The sequence below is a fragment of the Allobosea sp. TAB14 genome, from assembly GCF_052113865.1.
GTDB classification, from domain to species: Bacteria; Pseudomonadota; Alphaproteobacteria; order Rhizobiales; family Beijerinckiaceae; genus Allobosea; species Allobosea spartocytisi.
This window is the reverse complement of sequence record NZ_JBFRDQ010000020.1, coordinates 1-14,956: the sequence shown is the minus strand read 5'-3', so window position 1 is coordinate 14,956 and position 14,956 is coordinate 1. Positions and strand designations below refer to the sequence as shown.

The following is a 14,956-nucleotide window of genomic DNA, read 5'->3' as shown; positions in this document are numbered from 1 at the left end:
TGAAGTCGAAATCTGGGAGGCCGCGGCGTGTCATGAGGCTTTGCGGCGCTTCAGCTTGGAGACCAGCGGCTCGAGCAGGCTGCGCCTGCCGCGCCTTGCCTCTCCACGCCCGGTGAGCGCGCTGGCGATCTGGGTAAAGGCCTCGTTCGCCTTGCTGCCGGCCTGCACCTCCGCGATCATCTGGCCGTTGTTCGCGGCCGTTCCGAAGAGCTGGGCATCGAAGGGAATCGCCGACAGCACCTCGACGCCGAGGGTCTTGGCGAATTCGGCGGCGGCGATCTCCGGCCGCTTCGGCATCCCGACCTGGTTGAGCACCAGCCTGGCGCCGGTGTCGTTGGGGCGCGCGGCGCGGGCGAGGTCGATGAAGTTCTTGGCATTGCGCAGCGAGGCGAGCTCCGGCTCCGCCACGATCACGATTTCGTCCGCGCCCAGCAAGGTGCGCTTCACCCAGGCGCCCCATTGATGCGGAACGTCGAGCACGATGTAGGGCACGCTCGTACGCAGCAGGTCGAGCAGTTGCTCGAGCGCATCCTCGCCGAGATCGACGGTCCGGTCGAGCATCGCCGGCGCCGCGAGCAGCGCGAGGTTGTCGCTGCAGCGCGAGAGCAGCCGGTCGAGCATATTGGCGTCGAGGCGCTCGGGAGCGAAGACCGCCTCGGCGATACCTTGCGGCGGATCCTGGTTGAAGTTGAGGCCGGCCGTCCCGAAGGCGATGTCGAGATCGACGATGACGGTCGAGGCGTCGAGGCTGCGTGCGATCGCCCAGGAGATGTTGTGGGCGACCGTCGAAGCGCCGACGCCGCCCTTGGCGCCGGTCACGGCGATGACGCGCCCGAGATGGCGGGCCTCCGGCGCGATATAGAGCTCCGACAGGGTGCGCAGCACGTCGAGCGTTTCGAGCGGCGCGATGAGATACTCGCTGACGCCGCGACGGATCAGGTCGCGATAGAGCTGGACGTCGTTGACATGGCCGATGACGACGACCTTGGTGCCGGCATCGCAGCTCTCCGACAGCGCGTCGAGATTGGTGACCAGCGTCGCCGGATCGGAGACGGTTTCGAGCACGATGACATTGGGCGTGGGCGCGGCGCGGAAGGCTTCCACCGCCGCAGCGGGGCCGCCCATCTGGATGCGGGCATGGGCCTTGTCCATGCGCCGGTCCGCCACGACCCCCTGCATGGCGGCGGCCACCGCCGGCGTTTCGCAGAAGGCCTGAAGTGTGATGCGCGGCAGCGGCGCCACGATCTCCTCGCCGCCGGGCACGCCCGGCTGGATTTCGCCCGATTCGGGAAACGTCATGTCCCGCCTCCGACCGCGGAGTTGATCTGCGGCGTCGTCGACCGGTACTCCGTCGACGGATCCTTGCCTTCGCGGATCTTGGCGATGGCGCCCATGCGCTTGACGATGTCGGGCCGGCCCTCGTTGCGAGAGCGCACGAGATCAATCGGATCCGCGACCTGCGCGGCGAGCGTCGCCTGCGTCGAGCAGCCGAAGTTCCAGTAGGGCTCGTTGGAGGCGGAGAACTTGAAGTCCGAGCTGCCGAGATCGGTCGGCCATTGCCCGCATTCATGCGGCAGCGTCGCCTGCAGCGAGGCGAAGGTCAGCCGGATCGGCGAGGCCAGGCCGGGATCCCGGACCGGATAGGTCCGCACGGAGAGCGCACCGGGCGAGACGCCGCCGCGCGCCAGCGCCGCGCGGATGCCGCCCAGCGTGTCGCGGGCCGCGAGGTCGCGCCGATCGCCCGTCGGAACCTCGGCGACCATTCCGCCCCGTCCGGAGCGGCGATATTCGCGGGCGAAATCGGCGACGTCCTCGCTCTGGCGGTGGTCGAGCGCAGCGCCCGAACGGCCGACGAAGACGTCGAGGGAGCGGGGAGCGTCCTTCAGCACGATGGGATGTCTTTCGCGCACGTCGATGGGGGCGAGCGAGGCGGTCGTCTCGGCCTTGCCGGCGCATCCGGCAGCCAGTGCACCGGTGACGAGAAGAGCGGCGACCATCCGCGCGGAGGACGGGGAGCCGGATCGGGAGGGTGCGGTCATCGTCAGGCCATCCACTTCTTGTGACGCGCTCAGTCGGCGATGAAGCCCACCCGGCCCCGATAGGCCTGGGGAACCGCGCCGCCGCCGCTGCCATAGATCTTGTTGAGACGGCCGAGCAGGATCGCCTGGGCGTCGTGGGATTCGACGAAGCCGTCATCGGGGCGCTGGACCTGGTTCGGCTGCATCGGCTTGGCGATGTAGGGCGTCGCCGTGATCATCAGCTCGGTCTCCTCGCGCTGGTAATCGCGCGAGCGGAACAGCGTGCCGATGACCGGCAGGTTCATCAGGCCGGGCAGGCCGTTCAGCGACTGCTTCGTGACGCGCTGGATCAGGCCGGCCGTGGCCAGCGTGCCGCCGGAGGGGAGCTCGACGGTCGTATCGGATTTGCGGACGCGGAAGGCCGGCATATTGAGGCCCGCATCGTCGGAGCCGCCCAACCGCAGCTGGTTCTCGAAGTCGAGCTCGGTGACCTCCGTGGCGATGCGCATGCTGATCTTGTTGTCGGACAGGACGATCGGCGTGAAATTGAGCGTGACGCCGACAGGCTTGTACTCGATCTGAATCTGGCAGCTGCGCCGATTGAAGGTGTCGTAGGAGCAGTTCTGGCCCTTCGGGACCGGAACCTCGCCGCCGGCGGTGAACTTCGCCGTCTCCCCCGAAATCGCGGTGACCGTCGGTTCGGCGAGGACGCGCGCCATGCCGGCGCGCTCCAGCGCGCGCAGCGTGAAGTYCTGGGCGTTGCCGAGGCCGGCCGTGATCGCCGTGGCGGAGAGAGCCTGCGGCTGGAGCGGCAGTGGATTGTCGATCGAGGGCGTGACCGAGAACTTGCCCAGCTTCCATTCGCCGGTGGAGTTGATGCCGAGCTGCTTGATCGCCTTGCGCTGTACCTCGGACACCACGACCTTGACCATGACCTGGTCGCGATCCCGGATCGTCAGCGAGTTGATCACCGAGCCTTTCTTGTCCGACTTGTCGGAGACACCGACGAAGGCGTTGGCGATGTCGACGGCCTGGGTCGCCTCGGAAGCGTTGGGCACCGTGCCGACCAGCAGGATCGAGTCGCCGGCCGGCTTGATCTCGATCTGCGAGTTCGGCAGGGCGGTGCGCAGCGTCTGGCGCAGGACGTTCAGGTCGCGCCCGACATTGATCTCGAGCGCGGTGATCTGGCGCCCTTCGCTGTCCATCACGAACATAGAGGTTGCTCCGTCGGCGATGCCGATGACGAAGAGCTTGCGCGCCGTCCGGACCACGGCGTTGGCGACCTTCGGGTTGGCGACGAAGACCTCCTTGGCGTCCCGCGGCAGTTCCACGACGAGCGATCGGCCGATCGAGAGGTCGAGCTTGCGCGAGAGCGCGTATTCGCTGGTGCCGACATTCAGGACGGGCGCCGGCCCGGTCGCCTGCGCGAAGGCATGCGAAGCCGACAGCAGGAGCGCGGCGGCGAGGCTGGCGGAGGTTAGGCGGGTGGGCGGTCGGATCATGGCTTCACGCTCTTGGTGGTGATGCCGTAGCGCACCAGGGTCATCGCATTGTCGTTGTTGCGGGCAGGCTGCGAAGCGTTGTCGCCGGCGTCCTTCAGGCTGCGCAGGGCCAGTGAGAGCGTTCCGGTTTTCTGGCCTTGGATCAGGGTCTCGACCTGGCCGGGGTCGACCTCGAGGGTGGCGGTTTCGCCGACGACCACCTTCTCGCCGTTGCGTTCCTGCACGTTCTGGCCGATGGCAAGGACGCGGATGTTCCGCAGCAGGGTTTCGCTGACGAATGCCTCGGCGCCGCGCCCGTTGGCCGATTCACCCTTCCAGGTGCAGATCACGTCGACACGGTCGTTCGGCAGGATGAAGCCGCCGGCCGTGCTGGCGCCGCGGCTGTCGGTCGAGATCGCGATCGCGCGCATGCCCGTGGGGAGGACGGCTGAAAGGAAGCCGGTTCCGTCGGTCCTGATGAGCTTCTCGCGACGGATCGGTTCGGCGGCGAGGACGGCATAGCGCGCGAGCTGCCCGATGATCTCCTTCTCGGCTTCCGGAGTCTCGTCCTTGCGAATGACGCCGGCCGGCACGCTGGCGAGCGGCCAGTCGAGCCAGCGCAGATCGTTCTGGGAGACGGTGTTGCCGATCGGGATGTCCGCTGCGGCCACCAGCACGGGCACGGTCGGCGCCGGTTCGACCTTGGCGATGGGAGCAGGCGCTTGCGAGGGCTTTTGGACGAGGAGCGCGGCGCACAGGCCGGCGGCCAGCGCGACGACGAGAATGATGATGCGGGCGGGGCTCATTGACGTTTGATCCTCGGCCAATCGAAGCTGGCCCTTGACCGGGATCGTCTTCGGGAAACGTCAATTTATAGTTAATGGGACGTATACGTTTGGAATTTGCTGCCGCTACGGCAGCAGGCCGCCGTCACAGGCCGATTGCGGCTCGCCAGATCGCCGTCTCGGGCAGCACCAAAAGGGCGGCGAAAGCCAGCGCTATCCCATAGGGAACCCCTTCATTTGCTGCATGCAACCGTCGCGCCCAACGCCATTTCTCTGCCAGTGCCGGCAGCGGCTGGGAACGCAGCCTAAGAAGAAGTATAGTCAGAATTCCGCCGAGGATGCCGGCGATCGCAAAATAGGAGCCCAACTGGTCGAAGCCGAACCAGAGTGCCGTAGCCGCCGCAAGCTTGGCGTCGCCGCCCCCGATCCAGCCCGCCGCGAAGAGGCCGAAGGTGACAGCCAGGACGAGCGCTCCTGCAGCAAGGTGCCAGGCTATCTCCACGACGCTCAGCCCGAGCACGGCTGCGCAGATCGCGAAGCCGGCGATTAGGGCGAGGCAGAGTCGATTGGAGATCGTCATTGCGACGAGGTCGCTCGCCGCCGCATAGGCCATGGCGAGCGGGAAAAGGCCGAGGACGAGTACGAGTGACGGCGACATACGGCGAAACTCCGGACATTCCTTGCCAGTATGGTCGAGAGTTTTCACCCAAGCCTTACGGTAATAGCGAAAACTGCAACCTGAAAGTCGAACGCCCCGGCTTGGCCAGGGCGTCCCAATAAGTCTCTAAGAACAGTTCGGGCGATCAGGAGGCCGGCGCGGCGGAGGCGAGCCGGGCGGCAATCCGGTTGAACAGGCCCGACAGGTCGGTGCCGATCTGGGTCATCGCGGTGATGGCGGCGACGGCGATCAGGGCGGCGATCAGGCCGTATTCGATGGCGGTGGCGCCGGACTCGTCCTTGACGAAGCGAGCGAAAACATTGGTCATGTGAGAACTCCTCTTACCACGGTTTGACGGCTGCCTTCGCTCTAGCTGGCTTCGGTCAGCGACAGGAACGACGTTAGCGGGAGCGCCTTGCCGAACGGTTAAACGAAACGAAGAATTCGGTTCGAATAAAAGGCAATTGTTCCGTGGTTAACGCGTGATTTACAAGATTTGATACTTGGCGTTGGAGATTTTATACAAGTAAGTCGAAATCGATTTCGGTAAATATCCAATTTAAGCATTTTCAAAATCGGAATTGAATCCCGGGAATTTCCCGTAACGAAAAGCCTCTCGCGATTTTTTCCCCTTGGTCAATCTCGGCGGCCTCCCCTGAGAACCTTGCGCCAGCGGGGTTTAGGGTTTGGTTCATCATTTTGCGCTTTGCTGGCCGGGTCGCAAACTTCGAGGCGCCGCCCATGTTCACTTTCCGGAGCTCGGCAGGACATTGTTCCCGCATGTGCCGGACCCTCGCAGGCCTGCTGCTTGTGCCGTTTCTGTCGGCCCAGGCCGTGCTCGCGGCGCCGCAATCCGTGACATTGGAAAGCGTCGTGGTGCTGGTCGACCATGCCAAGGTCGTCCGCCTGCCGGAAAGGGCGCAGACCGTCATCGTCGGAAATCCGGCGATTGCCGATGTCGCCGTTCAGCGCAACGGGGTGATGGTCGTGACCGGCAAGAGCTTCGGGGTCACGAATCTCATCGCGCTCGATGCCGGCGGCTCCCTTCTCGCGGAATCGCTCGTGCGCGTGAGCGCGGCTTCCGATTCCGTACTGACCGTCCAGCGTGGCATGGATCGCGAGAGCTATTCCTGCACGCCGGAGTGCCAGCCATCGGTGCAGCTCGGCGATGCGCCGAAATATTTCGGCGAGGCCGGGGCGCAGACGTCGAGCCGCAACGCGCTCGCCACGGGTCGCAGCGGCGCGCCTGCGCAATGAGCGGCCGGCGGGCCGTCCGCCTTTGGTAAACGAAGTCTTCCYGCTGCTTTCGAGGAAGCTCATCAGACTCTAACCGATCCGAAATTCTTTGGCTGTAACACATCCGCATCGGGCGAGGGCTCGAGAGTAGCAGCGAGTTGCGGATCGGATGACGTCTCTTCCTCTTGATGCCGATGACGATGGATCTCGCGGTCGCGGCAGGATGCGGCTGATGGGGAGGTTCCGGCGCGCGCAGGACGGTGCTGCCGCCATCGAGTTCGGCATCGTCGCGCTGCCATTCTTCGCCTTCCTCTTCGCGATCATCGAGACGGCGCTGATGTTCTGGACGAACCAGGTACTTGAGGAATCGCTCTCCCAGGCTTCGCGTCTCCTGCTCACTGGACAGTCGAAGAATCGCTATACCTCGACGAATCCGGCCCTGAACGCCCAGGCCTTCCGCAACGACATCTGCGCCCTAGCGCCGATGGGGTTGATCGACTGCTCCAAGCTGTTCGTCGACATCAAGATTTACACGAACTTCACTGACGCTAGGAACGGCACGACCAACCCCGCCGCTGGTGGCGTGCTGAACACCAACGGCTTTTCCTATAATCAGCCGCAGCCCGACCAGATCGTCGTGGCCCGTGCGGTGCTCGATTATCGCCTGTTCCTGACAGCTTGGCCTTCGACGTCGCTGGCCAATATTGGCGCGGGTCACCGTGCACTGGTGGCGACGACGACCTTCCGGGCGGAGCCTTTCACGTGACGACATCTTCGAAAGCGCGGAGCTGGCACCGCTTTCGGTGCGATACGGAAGGCTTCGCGCTGGCCGAGTTCGCCCTGGCGTTGCCGGTGATGCTGGTCGTCTATTGCGGAACTGTCGATGTCGCGCAGATGGTGATGGCCAATCGCAAGGTGACGCAGTTGACCCTGGCCCTGGCCGACCTGAGCGCGCGGCGCTCACCGCTCCCTCCCGACGAGATCGAGAATATCTTCAATGCGGCTCAGGCCGTGCTGATGCCGTTCGACTCCGCGAACATAAGCATGGTCATCTCCAGCGTCGTCATCGATGCAGGCGGCATCGCCAAGGTCTGCTGGAGCAATCAGCGCAATGGCCAGGCGCTGGCGCGCGGAACGACGGTAACGTTGCCGGACAGTATTCGCGTGCCCAGCACCTCGGTGATTATGGCGCGGGCGAGCTACACATACACGCCGATGGTCGGCTATGTCCTGACCCGCACCTTCACGCTTGGCGGTGATCCGATCTATACGCGCCCGCGCTCGGGCCAGGCGGTCGGCTCAGCCAGCATCGAGCAGGTCGTCCAGACCGGGACGCCCCCCTGCCCGATCTTCTGAGGATCGCATCGCGACGCCGGAGGCCAGTGAGGGCTAGGGCGTCTCGGGCACTTTACGGCCTGGGCCGGACATGCGACCGCTGCGTCGCAACGTAGCAACCGGGCCGCACCGATGCGTATTCTCCTTGTCGAGGACGAGCCCGAGATGGCGGCGGCGCTGCGGGCTGCCCTCGGCCAGAACGGCATGGTGGTGGACCATGCATCGACCTTGGCCGAAGGCGAGGAGGCGATCGCGACGAGCGTCCACAGCGCGGTGCTGCTCGATCGCAACCTGCCCGATGGCGACGGCCTGACGCTGCTGGCCAGCCTGCGTGCCCGAAAATCGACGGCACCCGTCATCGTCCTCACCGCGCGTGGCGAGCTCGGCGAGCGGATCAGGGGCCTCGACGTCGGGGCGGATGATTATCTGGCCAAGCCCTTCGCGGTCGAAGAGCTCCTGGCGCGGCTGCGTGCCGTGCTGCGCCGGCCTCACGATCTGGCGCCGGACATCCTGCGCATCGGCGGCCTCGAATTCGATTGGCGCCATCGCTGCGCCACCGTCGAGGGGCGCGTGCTCGAGCTGCCGCGTCGCGAATTGCTGGTGCTCGAGGTGCTGTTGCGCCGGCATGGACGAACCGTCCAGCGCTCCGCCCTGGAAGAGGCCGTCTATGGCTTCGATGACGAGATTCAGTCGAATGCCCTCGACATGCATGTCTCGCGTCTCCGGCACAAATTGGCGAAGGCCGGGGCGAAGCTGGAAATCCACGGCATTCGCGGCATCGGATATCTGCTGAAACGGGCGGCATGATCCGGCCCGTCCCTCCTTCATATTCCTTGAAATGGCGGCTTGTCCGGCGCCTGCTCGCCCTCCAGGCGGCGCTTTTGTCGCTTCTCGTGCTGCTGATCGTCGGGGCGCTCTATTTCGGCGGTCATCTGTTCAATTTCGAATCCGAGGATGTCACCATCGATGCGTTGAAGACCGCGGTCGTGCGCAGTGCCGATGGTGGTCTCGCATTGCAGGCGACGCCGGAGCTCGAGCGGTTGCGCTCCACCGTGCCCGACCTCTGGTTCATCGTGCGCGATAGGCAGGGACATAAGCTGACCGAGGGCGCGCCGCCGCCTCATTTCGCGCGCATGGGCAATGGCCTGGACGATGTCGGCAATGCACGTCTGGGCTGGAACCTGGGGGATCCGCCGCGAGCCAACGCCCAGATGCGCTGGATCACGAGTGCTGCGGGCGAGATTCAGGTCGTGACCGGGCCCGGGGCCGAAGCGCCGCTGGGCTGGCTGATACAGGCCGTCCTGATCGTCTTCGCGAGCTTCGTCCTGCCGGCGCTTGCGGTCATGGCGCTCGCCACCGTCGTGGGGACGCCGGCGGTTGTCAGCCGCGCGCTCGGGGGGCTCGAAGCCGTCGCCGGGGAAGCGGAGCAGATCGACCTCGACCGTCAGGGCGCGCGGCTCACCGCCACCTTCACCCCGAGCGAGGTGACGCCGCTGGTCGACGCGGTCAATCGCGCCTTGCAACGGCTCGACGAGGGCCATGCCCGGCGCAAGCGCTTCCTCGCCGACGCGGCTCACGAATTGCGAACGCCCATCGCGATCCTGCAGACGCGGTTGGAAACGCTCGAGGACACGCCGCAGCGTGTGCGGCTGTTGGAGGATGTCGCGCGGCTTGCCGTCATGGCCGAGCAATTGCTTGATCTGCAGCGGCTGGAGCGGGATCGGGAGGTCTTCGCCGCGCTCGATCTCGTCGCGCTGAGCCGGCGCGTCGCAGTCGATCTCGCGCCCCTCGCCATCGCCGGAGGCTACGAACTGGCCTTCGAGTCGGAGGCCGAACAGGTTAGCGTCTTTGGCGACAGGGCCGCGCTCGAGCGGGCTCTGGCCAATCTGGTGCAGAACGCCATCCAGCATGGCGGGCGACGCGGGACGATCACCATCCGCGTCGGCCATGAACGCACGGTCGATGTCACCGATGAGGGACCGGGTATCCCTGCCGAAGAGCGGGAGCGCATCTTCGAGCCGTTCTCGCGCATGGCGCCGCGGGATCGCGGCGCTGGCCTCGGCCTGCATCTGGTGCAGGAAATCGCCCGGCYCCATGGCGGGTCCGTGGCTGTGCTGGATCGCCCGCTCGGGGCCTGCTTTCGCCTGAGCCTGCCCCGACCTGCTTGCTGACGACCATGTGCCGCGCTGCCGGGCCGACGTGGATAATGCTGGGATAATCGACGCAGGCGATGCCGGATCGCCCGCGCAATCCCGACGATGAGGACCTGTCGCGGCGGAGATGGCACGCGACATGGTTTCAAGATCGCTCAGGCGACCGGGCGCCGACAACACGCGAAAGCAATGCCCTCTCGCCTCCGGAGACATTCCGCATGTTTCCGAAACGCGGGAACGCTCCCTCGCCCTGTTCCATCGCATGTTCGTCGAGCAAGCCGGGGCCCGCTTTGCTCGAAAATGCGCTCGCGTCACGACGATGATGCTCGCGCTCGGCCTCTGTGCCTGCGCGAGCCCGTCGAACCAGCCCTCCAATCTGCCACTGGCGGAAACGACGGCGTCGCTCCACACGTCCTCTTTCCCGGACGAGACGGGATCGACCGCGATCATTCTGGCTTTCTCCGGGGGCGGAGCGCGTTCGGCCGCCTTCGGCTATGGCGTGCTGTCGGCCCTGGCGGAGCAGCCCGCGCGCGACGGAACGGCGCTGACGCTGGCGGATCAGGTCGCGGCGGTGGCCGGCGTTTCCGGCGGCGGCATCCTCGCCGCTCATTTCGCCTTGTACGGCCCGGCGGGGCTCGGCGCCTTCAGGCGGGACTATCTCGACCAGGATCCCGAGGCGGCCCTGCGGACGGCGATCACACCGGTCAATCTGCTGCGCGGCTATCGCGGCGGCGTCAACGATCTGACCGGCTTCGGGGCCTGGCTCGACGCGCACCTCTATCACGGCGCGACCTTGGGGAGCCTCGACCGTGGCAAGGGCCCCCTCCTCCTGCTGCACGCGACCGATCTCTACAACCGCGCGCCTTTCGCGTTCGATCGCGCAAGCTTCCGGGCGATCTGCAGCGACTATGACAGCTTTCCGCTGGCCCATGCCGTCGCCGCCTCCTCCGCGGTGCCGGTCCTGTTCGCGCCGGTCGTTCTGGAAAATTTCAGTCCGGACTGTCCGCTTTCGGCCCGAAAAGCAGCGACGCCCGGAAGGTCGACGCTCGCCCGCCATGTCGAGGAATCGCAGAAGCGCTACGAAACCGAAGCGGATTTGCGTTATCTCAAGCTGCTCGATGGCGGCCTGGTCGACAATCTCGCGGTCCACAACCTCGTCAGGGCCATGAACCGGCCCACTCCGGCCCCTTTGCGTGCCGGCGCGGCCCGCCACCTCCGGCGCGTCATCCTCATTGTCGCCGACGCGTCGCTACGCATCGGCGGCGACCTCTCGAAGACTGTGGAAGGGCCCGGCGCTGTGGACACGATCACCGCTTCGATCGATGCGATGATCGACACGGGGAGCCGTACCGGTCTCGACATGCTCGAGCACGAAGCCGGGCTTTGGYGCGAGCGATTGATACGGTGGCGTTGCGGCGGCAAGGACGCGGAGCGGGATTGCGACAGGCTGGATGTCACGGTGGTGCGGCTGTCGCTGGCGGATGTGCGGGACGCGGCGGAGAAAGCCCGTATCCTTCAACTCAGCTACAAGCTGTCGCTGAAAGCGGACGAGGTCGATTTCCTGTCCGGGCTCGGCCGCCGGCAGCTTTTGGCGAATGCCGATTACCGCCGCCTCTTCGGCGCGCGGGGCGCCTTGCGAACCGTCGCGGCGAGATAATCAGCCGCGCAGCACCATCCGCCCGGTCTGGACCTCATAGCCTTGCAGCTTGCCGAGGAAGGAGTTCCCGAGCAGGCTCATCGAGAGCGCTCCGGGCGGCATCACCACCGCCTCGACATTGCGGACGATGATCTCGCCGAGCCGGATTTCCCGCAGCATGGTGCTGGTCGCGGCCACCGCGCCATTGGCGGTGTTCAGCATCATGCGCCGGCCCTGCCTGTCGGGCTTGATCCCGAGCGCCCGGGCATCGTCGGCCGTGAGCGCGACGATGCTGGCCCCCGTATCGACCATCATCTTGACCCGGTAGTTGTCGATCGTCGGATGGACGATGTAGTGGCCGCGATAATCGGCGGCGACGGCGAGCGTCGTCGGTCCGCGCGGTGCCGGCGCCCGGGAGGTCGTCGACGCGGCTGTCGCCATGGGCTCGGCCTCAACCTTGGGGGCGAGCCATTGCGTATAGGATAGCGCGACGCCGATGGCGGTCGCTGCCACGCCCAAAGCCCAGCTCGACGGATTCGCCACGGCTCCTCGCTCCGCTTCTCGCAAGCAGGGCCTCCCGCGACATGGGGCGGCGGCACTGCTCGGGGCGGAGCATCACGCCGTCAAGCCTGACGAAGCGTGAACGGCGAGCCGCGAAATCGGCGGAAATCGCGAATGGAGCGCGCCTTTGTCGCCGTCAGGCTTAACCCGGGCTTACCGCATTCATAGAAAGGACTGCCCGACGAGCGTGGCGATCTCCTCGGCGCGCGGGATGCTCGGCTGTGCGCCGGCCCGCGTGCAGGCGAGCGACCCGGCCACCAGCCCGCGCTGCAGCGCGCCCGAGAGCCCATAGCCGGCCGCCAGCGCGGCGGCGAAGGCGCCGGTGAAGCTGTCCCCCGCGGCGACCGTGTCGACGACTGTGACGCGGGGCGCTTCGAGGCGCCGCCGCACTCCGCTTTGCCAGCCGACGACGCCGGCAGCGCCCAATGTGGCGATGCCGATGATGCCGCGTTCGGCATCGAGGCGCTGGGCGATGGCGTCGGGGTCGCGTTCGGGCCAGCCGAGGGACTGCGCGAGGACGAGCGCTTCATGCTCGTTGACGATCAGGATGTCGACGAGGTCGAGCAGCGCCGGCGCGGGAGCCCCGGCCGGCGCGAGGTTGAGGATGACGCGGCCACCCGCGTGCTTCATCAGCCGCGCGGCCTCGAGGCAGCCATCCTCCGGCACCTCCCGCTGCAGCAGCAGGATGTCCTCGGAGCCCAGAGTTAACTGCTTCAGGGCGTCGGGGCTGGCCTGCGCATTGGCGCCGGCGGCGACGATGATCTGATTGGCGCCCTCGCTGTCGATGGCGATGAAGGCCGCGCCGGTCGGCGCATCGACCTGCGCGACATAAGCGAGGTCGACGCCGTCGGCGGCCAGCAGCGACAGGGCCGTTTCGCCGAAGCCGTCCCGGCCGGTCGCTCCGACCATGGTGACGGCGGCGCCGGCMCGCCGTGCTGCCAGCGCCTGGTTGGCGCCCTTGCCGCCGGGGTGGACCGCGTAATCCGGCCCGAGCACCGTCTCGCCGGCGCCGGGCAGGCGCTCGACCGGCGTGACCAGATCGATATTGATCGAACCGAAGACGAGGATCATCGGGTGAGGCCCGCTGCGAGGCGCCGCACGCCGGCGACGAAGGCGGCTTCCGGCGCCGTGACGACGGCCGCGATGCCCGCCGCCGCGAGCCCGGCGCCATAGCTCTCCGCCATGACGCCGTCGGCGACGAGCTGGATGCGACCCGTCCGGCCGAACAGCGCCTGCGCCCCGGCGATCTCCTGCGCCACCAGCAGCGAGGAGAGGAAAGGCCCGACCTCGCCGCCCTTCATCCGGCCGGCGAGCACCTCGGTCCGGGCGCCGAAGGCGGCGTTGAGCAGGCCGGCGGGCCGCTTCGCCGCGGCAAAGCCGCGTGCGGCTCCGTTGTTGGCGTCGTCACCGGCGGGCTCCTCGGCAAGCCGCGCGAGGATCGACTGGTTGCGCAGCAGCCCATAGATCTCGCCGGTCATGAAGCTGGCGAAACGCGTGATCCGCCCGCCCTTGACCTCCGCCCATTTCGAATGGGTTCCCGGCAGGCAGGCAAGCCCGTCCGTGAGACCGAGCCCGACGACCAGCGTCTCCTCGCCGCGCATCACGTCGAAGCTGCCATCGTCGCAGCTCAGCCCCGGCAGGATCGTCGCATGGGTGCCCGCGGTGAGTTCCACGGCGATGCCGGCGGCGGCGATCGCCTCAGGCGAGGCCGGGCAGGCGACATAGGGCGCCTCGACCCAGCCATTGCGGCTGCCGACCATGCCGGCCAGCACGATCGACGCCTCGGGCGCGGCGCGCCGGAGATCGCCCGCGAGCGCCTCGAAAGCCGCCGGATAGCCACCTGCCGGCACGGACTGGATGCCCTGATCGGCCATGCGCCGCATCGCGACCTCACCGGCTTCGGAGATCAGGAAGGCGCGCGCGCGGGTTGTGCCCCAGTCGAGCGCGATCAGTGGTTTGGGCATGGCAGGCTCCAGAAGGGAGCGCAATGTCCTCGCGGCGCGAGGCCCGGTCAAGAGCCCCACGGCGAGACTTGTATGCCGACTGCCATGGCGCGAATCTCCATCGCGCATTCCCTGATTCTGGACATCCCGATGCTCGAGCTCGAAGCCGCCGGCCTTAAGGCCATGATCGTTCCGGAGGCGGGCGGCATCGTCTCCCGTCTCGACTGGCTGGGGCCGGACGGGCGCCTGCACGCTCTGCTGAAGCCGTCCGGCGACGAACCGCTTTCGACGGCCTCGCCCATCTTCTGCGGAACATGGGCGTTACTGCCCTTCGCCAATCGCGCCTTCGGGAGCGTGGTCGACGATGGCGAGCGGCGTTTCCTCGTCCCGTCCAACGATCCGGGAGGCGGCGGTACGATCCACGGCTTCGGCTGGCAGGCGAACTGGCAGGTGCTGCGGTATGACTGCAGCCATACCGTACTCGAACACCGCCGCACCGACGGCCCCGACCCCTATCGTTACCGGGCCCGGCAGGAGATTTCACTCGGCCGGGACGGTATGACCATTCGCCTGTCGATAGAGAACGAGGCGGACACGGCACTCCCTTACGGAATCGGGCACCATCCCTGGTTTCCCTGCGCCGTGGATACGCGCCTCGTCATGCGGGCCGCCGGCGTGCTCGTCTTCGGCGAAGCCTTCCGTGCGACCGGGCAGCAGAGTTTCGATGATGGCGGCCCCTATGTCGCGCCAAAACCCTTTCGCCGCGACGAGGTCACCGCCTGGAGCTTTCTCGGCTGGGACGGTACGGCGCGGATCGAGACGCCCTCGACCGGCCTCGCGGTCACGCTGACCGCGAGCGAGAGCCTGAACTGCCCGGTGGTCTGGGCCCCGGCGGGCGCGGATTTCCTCTGCGTCGAGCCGCARAGCCACGCCATCGGCGCGCCGAGCGAGCCGGCGGCCCGCACTGCTGCGCCGCTGAAGCGGCTTCAACCGGGCGAGACGCTGGAGGGCTGGTTGAGGATCGCGCCCGAGGCGCTCGCGCCTCAACGCCAGCCGTAACCGTAGCCGCTCGGATAATAGGGCTGATAGCCATAGGCGTCGGCGGGGATGGCGGGCCGCAGCATGATCTGGCCGCGTGCCGCTTCCCAGC

At 67.0% G+C, this 14,956-nt stretch carries 16 protein-coding genes; 7 read left to right on the top strand and 9 right to left on the bottom strand.

Annotation, left to right across the window (positions count from 1 at the left end; translation table 11 throughout):
• Window positions 1–30 precede the first annotated feature (30 nt).
• From AB4Y99_RS04785 to AB4Y99_RS04760, 6 genes are all read right to left on the bottom strand, one after another.
• A complete protein-coding gene (locus AB4Y99_RS04785) occupies window positions 31–1,299 on the bottom strand; it encodes a CpaE/TadZ family protein (RefSeq protein WP_441522559.1) in 1,269 nt (422 codons plus the stop codon).
• Window positions 1,296–2,039 (bottom strand): CpaD family pilus assembly protein, encoded by a 744-nt coding sequence (locus AB4Y99_RS04780; RefSeq protein ID WP_142022414.1) that lies wholly within the window; start codon window positions 2,037–2,039, stop codon window positions 1,296–1,298. The genes AB4Y99_RS04785 and AB4Y99_RS04780 overlap by 4 nt, the downstream gene beginning before the upstream one ends.
• Before the next feature lie 29 nt (window positions 2,040–2,068).
• Window positions 2,069–3,520, bottom strand: coding sequence for a type II and III secretion system protein family protein (locus AB4Y99_RS04775; RefSeq protein ID WP_441522558.1), 1,452 nt, complete (start codon window positions 3,518–3,520; stop codon window positions 2,069–2,071).
• The gene (cpaB, locus tag AB4Y99_RS04770) at window positions 3,517–4,305 is read right to left on the bottom strand and encodes a Flp pilus assembly protein CpaB (protein ID WP_441522557.1); all 789 of its coding nucleotides are present in this window, start codon (window positions 4,303–4,305) and stop codon (window positions 3,517–3,519) included. Before cpaB ends, AB4Y99_RS04775 begins: the two co-directional genes overlap by 4 nt.
• A 124-nt stretch (window positions 4,306–4,429) precedes the next feature.
• Window positions 4,430–4,990 carry an A24 family peptidase gene (locus tag AB4Y99_RS04765; protein ID WP_429068187.1) on the bottom strand — a complete coding sequence of 187 codons (561 nt, stop codon included), beginning with the start codon at window positions 4,988–4,990 and terminating at the stop codon, window positions 4,430–4,432.
• Between the two features lie 97 nt (window positions 4,991–5,087).
• Entirely contained in the window at window positions 5,088–5,270 is a 183-nt protein-coding gene (locus tag AB4Y99_RS04760; protein ID WP_142022411.1) for a Flp family type IVb pilin, read from the bottom strand.
• A gap of 452 nt (window positions 5,271–5,722) precedes the next feature.
• On the opposite strand from AB4Y99_RS04760, the gene AB4Y99_RS04755 reads away from it, so the two are divergent.
• The 6 genes from AB4Y99_RS04755 (at window position 5,723) to AB4Y99_RS04730 (ending at window position 11,323) form a co-directional block, all read left to right on the top strand.
• Window positions 5,723–6,199, top strand: a complete 477-nt coding sequence (locus AB4Y99_RS04755; RefSeq protein WP_142022410.1) for a pilus assembly protein N-terminal domain-containing protein — start codon at window positions 5,723–5,725, stop codon at window positions 6,197–6,199.
• A gap of 202 nt (window positions 6,200–6,401) precedes the next feature.
• Complete coding sequence (locus AB4Y99_RS04750; RefSeq protein ID WP_441522556.1) at window positions 6,402–6,944, top strand: TadE/TadG family type IV pilus assembly protein; 543 nt, start codon at window positions 6,402–6,404, stop codon at window positions 6,942–6,944.
• Window positions 6,941–7,534 carry a TadE/TadG family type IV pilus assembly protein gene (locus AB4Y99_RS04745; protein ID WP_441522555.1) on the top strand — a complete coding sequence of 198 codons (594 nt, stop codon included), beginning with the start codon at window positions 6,941–6,943 and terminating at the stop codon, window positions 7,532–7,534. Before AB4Y99_RS04750 ends, AB4Y99_RS04745 begins: the two co-directional genes overlap by 4 nt.
• 111 nt (window positions 7,535–7,645) lie before the next feature.
• Window positions 7,646–8,320: a response regulator transcription factor gene (locus tag AB4Y99_RS04740; RefSeq protein WP_441522554.1), complete on the top strand. Its 675-nt coding sequence runs from the start codon at window positions 7,646–7,648 to the stop codon at window positions 8,318–8,320.
• On the top strand, window positions 8,317–9,684 hold the full coding sequence (locus AB4Y99_RS04735; protein ID WP_441522553.1) for a sensor histidine kinase: 1,368 nt from the start codon (window positions 8,317–8,319) through the stop codon (window positions 9,682–9,684). The genes AB4Y99_RS04740 and AB4Y99_RS04735 overlap by 4 nt, the downstream gene beginning before the upstream one ends.
• Before the next feature lie 301 nt (window positions 9,685–9,985).
• Window positions 9,986–11,323, top strand: coding sequence for a patatin-like phospholipase family protein (locus AB4Y99_RS04730; protein ID WP_441522552.1), 1,338 nt, complete (start codon window positions 9,986–9,988; stop codon window positions 11,321–11,323).
• Here AB4Y99_RS04730 and AB4Y99_RS04725 read toward each other — a convergent pair whose 3' ends face one another.
• The 3 genes from AB4Y99_RS04725 to AB4Y99_RS04715 all read right to left on the bottom strand — a co-directional run bounded on the left by AB4Y99_RS04725 (window position 11,324) and on the right by AB4Y99_RS04715 (window position 13,827).
• On the bottom strand, window positions 11,324–11,845 hold the full coding sequence (locus AB4Y99_RS04725; protein WP_142022404.1) for a retropepsin-like aspartic protease family protein: 522 nt from the start codon (window positions 11,843–11,845) through the stop codon (window positions 11,324–11,326).
• A 180-nt stretch (window positions 11,846–12,025) separates the two neighbouring features.
• Complete coding sequence (locus AB4Y99_RS04720) at window positions 12,026–12,934, bottom strand: ribokinase (RefSeq protein ID WP_441522551.1); 909 nt, start codon at window positions 12,932–12,934, stop codon at window positions 12,026–12,028.
• Window positions 12,931–13,827 (bottom strand): 2-dehydro-3-deoxygalactonokinase, encoded by an 897-nt coding sequence (locus tag AB4Y99_RS04715; protein ID WP_441522550.1) that lies wholly within the window; start codon window positions 13,825–13,827, stop codon window positions 12,931–12,933. The genes AB4Y99_RS04720 and AB4Y99_RS04715 overlap by 4 nt, the downstream gene beginning before the upstream one ends.
• A gap of 129 nt (window positions 13,828–13,956) precedes the next feature.
• Here AB4Y99_RS04715 and AB4Y99_RS04710 point away from each other — a divergent pair, with 129 nt between their 5' ends.
• Window positions 13,957–14,865, top strand: a complete 909-nt coding sequence (locus AB4Y99_RS04710; RefSeq protein WP_441522549.1) for an aldose epimerase family protein — start codon at window positions 13,957–13,959, stop codon at window positions 14,863–14,865.
• Window positions 14,866–14,956 lie beyond the last annotated feature (91 nt).

Coding starts and splice junctions, on each gene's coding strand:
- AB4Y99_RS04760 (WP_142022411.1), bottom strand. CDS start 5,270: ATGACCAATGTTTTCGCTCGCTTCGTCAAGGACGAGTCCGGCGCCACC.
- AB4Y99_RS04740 (WP_441522554.1), top strand. CDS start 7,646: ATGCGTATTCTCCTTGTCGAGGACGAGCCCGAGATGGCGGCGGCGCTG.
- AB4Y99_RS04780 (WP_142022414.1), bottom strand. CDS start 2,039: ATGACCGCACCCTCCCGATCCGGCTCCCCGTCCTCCGCGCGGATGGTC.
- AB4Y99_RS04715 (WP_441522550.1), bottom strand. CDS start 13,827: ATGCCCAAACCACTGATCGCGCTCGACTGGGGCACAACCCGCGCGCGC.
- cpaB (WP_441522557.1), bottom strand. CDS start 4,305: ATGAGCCCCGCCCGCATCATCATTCTCGTCGTCGCGCTGGCCGCCGGC.
- AB4Y99_RS04785 (WP_441522559.1), bottom strand. CDS start 1,299: ATGACGTTTCCCGAATCGGGCGAAATCCAGCCGGGCGTGCCCGGCGGC.
- AB4Y99_RS04750 (WP_441522556.1), top strand. CDS start 6,402: ATGCGGCTGATGGGGAGGTTCCGGCGCGCGCAGGACGGTGCTGCCGCC.
- AB4Y99_RS04755 (WP_142022410.1), top strand. CDS start 5,723: ATGTGCCGGACCCTCGCAGGCCTGCTGCTTGTGCCGTTTCTGTCGGCC.